The organism is Paenibacillus forsythiae T98 (assembly GCF_000520735.1).
GTDB classification, from domain to species: domain Bacteria; phylum Bacillota; class Bacilli; order Paenibacillales; family Paenibacillaceae; genus Paenibacillus_AQ; species Paenibacillus_AQ forsythiae.
Map to the genome: position 1 here is coordinate 1 of NZ_ASSC01000500.1, position 4951 is coordinate 4951.

The 4951-nt window shown below is 55.4% G+C and carries 7 protein-coding genes; 6 read left to right on the forward strand and 1 reads right to left on the reverse strand.

What is annotated here, in order from left to right; translation table 11 throughout:
- A partial coding sequence (locus L692_RS0115730; protein ID WP_025701101.1) for a molybdopterin-binding protein occupies window positions 1-535 on the forward strand: 535 nt, incomplete at its 5' end.
- Entirely contained in the window at window positions 532-1203 is a 672-nt protein-coding gene (gene mobB / locus L692_RS30680; RefSeq protein ID WP_025701102.1) for a molybdopterin-guanine dinucleotide biosynthesis protein B, read from the forward strand. The genes L692_RS0115730 and mobB, both read left to right, overlap by 4 nt.
- A gap of 109 nt (window positions 1204-1312) precedes the next feature.
- Here the strand turns inward: mobB and xerS are convergent, their stop codons facing one another.
- Window positions 1313-2395: a tyrosine recombinase XerS gene (gene xerS, locus L692_RS0115740; RefSeq protein WP_025701103.1), complete on the reverse strand. Its 1083-nt coding sequence runs from the start codon at window positions 2393-2395 to the stop codon at window positions 1313-1315.
- A 151-nt stretch (window positions 2396-2546) separates the two neighbouring features.
- Here xerS and L692_RS0115745 point away from each other — a divergent pair, with 151 nt between their 5' ends.
- The 4 genes from L692_RS0115745 to L692_RS0115760 all read left to right on the forward strand — a co-directional run.
- Complete coding sequence (locus L692_RS0115745; protein ID WP_025701104.1) at window positions 2547-3056, forward strand: GNAT family N-acetyltransferase; 510 nt, start codon at window positions 2547-2549, stop codon at window positions 3054-3056.
- A gap of 190 nt (window positions 3057-3246) precedes the next feature.
- Window positions 3247-3870 (forward strand): TetR/AcrR family transcriptional regulator, encoded by a 624-nt coding sequence (locus L692_RS0115750; protein ID WP_025701105.1) that lies wholly within the window; start codon window positions 3247-3249, stop codon window positions 3868-3870.
- A gap of 24 nt (window positions 3871-3894) precedes the next feature.
- On the forward strand, window positions 3895-4767 hold the full coding sequence (locus L692_RS29025; RefSeq protein WP_025701106.1) for a hypothetical protein: 873 nt from the start codon (window positions 3895-3897) through the stop codon (window positions 4765-4767).
- The coding region (locus L692_RS0115760; protein ID WP_025701107.1) for a flavodoxin domain-containing protein at window positions 4764-4951 on the forward strand (188 nt) is incomplete at its 3' end. The genes L692_RS29025 and L692_RS0115760, both read left to right, overlap by 4 nt.

Consider the following 4951-nt stretch of genomic DNA (forward strand, 5'->3'; position numbering starts at 1 on the left):
AGACGTGCTTGACCTTGCCCGAAGCAAGTTGCAGACGGCGCTGGAGACTTGCGACCTGGTGATTACAACCGGAGGGGTGTCGGTCGGCGATTACGATATTATGGGCGATCTGGTTCGCGAAGAAGCGGGGGACATGCTGTTTAACAAAATCGCCATGCGGCCGGGCAGTGTCACGACGGCTGCGGTCCGGGGCGGCAAGGTGCTGCTTGCGCTCTCCGGCAATCCCGGCGCCTGCTATGTCGGCTTCCAGCTGTTCGCTCGTCCGGCCATCGCTTCCATGCAGGGAGCAGCGGAGCTGTTCCTTCCGGAGTGGACGGTGATCCTTGGCGTGGATTATCCCAAAATCAACAATTTCACCCGCTTTGTGCGGGCCCGCCTTGAGCTGCGGGACGGAAGCGTCTATGCCTATCCTGCCGCAATTGACGCCTCCTCCGTTATGGTCACGATCAAGGACAGCGATTGTCTCATCATCGTGCCTCCGGAAGAACGGGGGCTGGCCGCCGGGGCGAAGGTCCGGGCGATCAAGCTGCTATGAGACGGGCCTTCGGCCGCAAGGGACTGGCCTCTTCCGGTACGTTCCGGCGGTCTGGACAAGCCGCGAGGCCCACGAGTCTGCCTGCGCCCGGCTCCCGAAAGGGCTTCCGGGGTCATGGCGCAGGCAGGAGAGGGCCATCCTCCGTCCGTCCGGCGGTCTGCCAGTTCGTCGGATACAAGAACAGCGGCAAAACGACGCTGATCAGCGAATTGATTCCGCTGCTGCGGGCCAGGGGATGCAGTGTAGCCTTCATTAAGCATGATGTCCATGGCTTTGAGACCGACCATCCGGGAACCGATACGTGGAAGCAGCGGGAAGCTGGGGCAGGGGCGGTTGCCATCACGGGGAAGGATCAGTCCTTTATTTATGAAGCCAGGAGCAGAGAGCTGGCTGAATTGATAGACGGTTTTGCCCAGTATGACTATGTGCTTGTGGAAGGGTTCAAGGAAGAGCCCTGTCCCAAGATCGTGCTGATACGGAACGAAGCGGATTTGGAGCTGCTTTCCCGGCTGCGCGGAGTAGCGGCGGCTGCTGTCTGGGAGGACCAGCGAGGACCTGTAGCGGAACGCCTTGCCGCCGGGCAGCGCCAGTTTGGAATCGATGATACGTCCGAACTGGCCGAATATTTATGGCGGGAACGATCCTTTTTTCAAAATTTCAATATATGAAAAATTCATAATAGACATCCCCATATCTGCTGCATCTGCCGTGTTAACCAGGCGGAAAAAGGCGGCTTTCGCGCATCCCCGTCCGGATGCGGCGAAGCCGCCGATCAGATCATGATTCAAGCCGACGCTCAATGGCATCGGACATCGTCTTGTCGGTCAGATGGGCATACACCTCGGTCGTCTCGGTGGAGGCGTGTCCGAGCTGCTCCTTCGTCTTGTAAATGTCGTTCTGCAAATAATAGTCGGTTGCGAAAGAATGCCGCAGCTTGTGAACGGTCAAGTAGGGCTTGCCGAACCGCTTGGCGTACTTGATAATCATGGCCTGGATCGCGCGTTTGGTCATGCGCTTGCCTTCCTGGCTCCCGTTGGGCCTGGCGACGAACAGCGCTTTTTCCTTCCTGGGGGTCTTGTACCGGGCCTGGCGAAGGCCCAGATACAGCTGCAGATCATCCTTGGCCTGCTCGCGGAAGTACACAGGCGTCTTGAAGGTTTCATCGTTATGGCCTTTGCGGTACACATACAGCAGCTTGTTGTTCAAATCGAGATCATCCATATTCAAGTTGACGATTTCCGATACCCGCAGCCCCGAGTTGAGGATCAGGCCGGCAATGCAGGCATCCCGCTCGCGGTTTAACTGAAAGGCGTAATAAGCCTGCTTGTTGCCCTCGACGTCGCGCCCGTAGCCCTCAAGGATATAGCCGACAAATTCGAGCAGCTCCTCCTCCTCCAGTATCTTTCCTTTCAGCCTGGCGGCGGTGTCCTTCGGCTTGTGAATTCGCTTGATCTCCACCTTGGCCATGATGTTGCGCTTCAGCAAGGGATAGAAGTTCTCGTCTTCGGCGATTTGGCTGAGGTAGTGGAACAAGGAGCGGAGGGCGGACAGCTTCCTGGAAACGGTGATTTTCGAATTCGTGCTTTCCGTTCGGGTGGTCAGGTGCAGCCGGTAGCCGACAATACTGTCCATGTGAAGCGTCTCCAGATCCAGCAGTGTGATCTCTGCGTTGCTATTGGCCTCCGACAGCCCTTCCGCGCGCAGCCAGCCAAAGAAGGACTCATAGTCCCGGACGTATTCCAGCAGGGTGGAGGGGGAGAGGTCCGGCAGCTTGTAATCGATGAATTGCTGTACGAACCAGGGCATCGACGGCAGCTTTTGCTCCAAATGTTTTCGGTCGCTCTGTTTTTGAATGCTCATGCGGTCACCTTTATTCACAGATTGTTCGTTCTGCTTGTTATTTTATCATGTTCCGGACGGATTTTCTTTTGGCGCTCCGCCTTGCTCCGCTGGGTTCAAAGTTATATCATGTGGAAGAATAGAAAAAAAGAGACATGCAGAGGTGAATCTCTTGGAACTTGGACTCGAGCTGGTCCCTGCCGAACGAAAGCAGATTATCAGCAGACTGATGCAGTTCTATCTATATGACTTCACACGATACCTGGATCTGGATGTGGACCGGGACGGCGCGTACCCTGCGTATCCGGGCCTGGAAGCCTACTGGAACAGCGGCCATAACAAATATGCGTATCTGATCACCTGCGACAATCATCCGGCAGGCTTTGCGCTCGTTGACCGCCTGCTGCGAAGCAGCGAAGGACAGTTTTACATGACGGAGTTTTTTGTGATGCCCAAGTACCGCCGCAGCGGTGTCGGCACGTGGGCGGCGCATTTATTGTTCGATATGTTTCCCGGCGATTGGAAGGTGTCCCAGATCCGCGCGAACTCGCCTGCCCGCAGCTTCTGGCATCGAGTGATCGGTGAATATACGAACGGCGCATTCGAGGAAAAATTCAATTCGCGACAGGGCAACCCGAGCCAATATTTCAGCACGCTGAACGCGGGCAAGGTCAAAAAATAAACAGGCGGGGGCGGACAGCAATCTGGTTTTAACCGGGTTGCTTTTTTGCGTTCAGCAGACGGAATTCTGCATGAGGATTCGTCAATTAAGGCGGCAAAAGCTCATTGACAGCAGCGCAGGCAAGACCTATACTGAACATTGTTTAATACATTGAACAGTGTTTAATCAATAATTGAAGGGAGTCTCGGCCATGACGAACCGCTATGAGCGGCAGGAGCGCGAGCGGGATGAGATGCGGCAGGCGATTCTGGATGCGGCGGGTCTTATTGTGGCGGAAGAAGGGCTTAAGCGCCTGTCTATCCGGAAGATTGCGGAGCGCATCGAATATTCGCCGGGCATTATTTATCACTATTTTGCGGGGAAGGAGGCCATTATTGAGCAGCTGCTGCGGCAAGGCTATCTGGAGATGGTTTCGGGTCTGGATGCTGTCAGCGCTATGGAATCACAGCCGGAGGCCATATTCGCGCAGACGATGCGCCGTTTTATTGAGACTTCGCTGGCAGACGGCGTCCGTTACCGGGATATTATGCTGAACGAATCGCCTTCCGTTCTTTCCCATACCGCCGTGCTGTTCAGCGGGGCCGCGTCGCAGAGAGAGGCGCTCGCGCTGCTCATCCGGCTGCTTCGAAGCTTTGATCGCTTGAAAGAGAAGCAAGACGATGAACTGGAGCTTACGGCTCAGGTCATATGGAGCGGAGCGTTCGGGCTGATCCTGCGCCTGACAGTGGAGAAGGACCTTCCCGCAGCACAGAAAGAACGGTTAATCCGCCATTATCTTGAGACGACGCTGATTATGATTAAACATTTAGAATAACGGGCGGAGGCGTTAGCGAAGCCGATGAAAAATGGAAAAATTGTATTGTTTTTATCCGGACTGATTATCGTGCTGGCGGCAGTTGCGGCAGGATACGGGCTTTTTTCCGTCGGGGGGACAGGCAAGCATATGTTCACTTCTGTAAGGGGAGAGCAGGTGGCCATTGATGGCAGCGGCTTGTACCGGTACGACTCGGTGTCGATGGCTGCGCAGGCGAGAGGCCAGGACGGCGTGACCTTATTTCTAGGCATCCCGCTGCTTGCGGTTTCAGCGGCGCTGGCGATCAAGGGAAGCTTCAGGGGAAGACTGCTGCTGGTCGGGACGCTGGGCTATTTTTTGTACACGTATATGTCCTACTCCTTTCTGTCCTACAATGCCTTGTTTCTCGTCTACGTGGCACTGATGTCGCTGAGTCTCTTTGCCTTCATCCTGACGATGGCCTCTTTCGATTACAGCCTCGTTTCCGGGCGCTTCAAGCCGGGGCTTCCGGTGAGAGTGATCGGTGCTTACCTGCTGTTTATAGCTTTTGCCGTGGCGATGCTCTGGCTGGGCAAAATAGCGGGCTCGCTTGCCTCGGGCGCGCCGCCGCAAGGCTTGGAGCATTACAGCACCATGGTCATTCAGGCGATGGATCTGGGGATTCTCGTTCCGGTTTCCGTCATGGCCGGGGTGATGCTTATTCGCCGTAAACCGCTTGGCTATCTGCTCGCGTCGGTTGTCATCGTGAAGACGATGACTCTGCTAACCTCCATTTCGGCTATGCTGGCGGCAATGATCCGGGCGGGGGTACATGTATCTCCGGTGGAAATGGTTCTTTTTCCGGCTTTTAATATCGGTATGATCTGCTGTATGGCCGTTATGTTGAAAAATGTACGCAGAGAGGGAGAAAGCCCATGAAAGCCATTATTCTCTATGCTTCAAGGCATGGCTGCGCCGAACAGGCGGCCCTGGCACTGCAATCGCGGATGGGGAAGGGGACGGAGACCGTCAATCTGATGCATACCTGTCCGCCATCCCTGGACGAATACGATACCGTTATTTTGGGCGGCTCTATTTATTATGGGAGAATCCAGAAGCAGCT

Excerpts from the sequence above, each read along its gene's own strand:
- L692_RS29025 (WP_025701106.1), top strand. The coding sequence starts at position 3,895 with ATGAAAAATGGAAAAATTGTATTGTTTTTATCCGGACTGATTATCGTG.
- xerS (WP_025701103.1), bottom strand. The coding sequence starts at position 2,395 with ATGAGCATTCAAAAACAGAGCGACCGAAAACATTTGGAGCAAAAGCTG.
- L692_RS0115750 (WP_025701105.1), top strand. The coding sequence starts at position 3,247 with ATGACGAACCGCTATGAGCGGCAGGAGCGCGAGCGGGATGAGATGCGG.
- mobB (WP_025701102.1), top strand. The coding sequence starts at position 532 with ATGAGACGGGCCTTCGGCCGCAAGGGACTGGCCTCTTCCGGTACGTTC.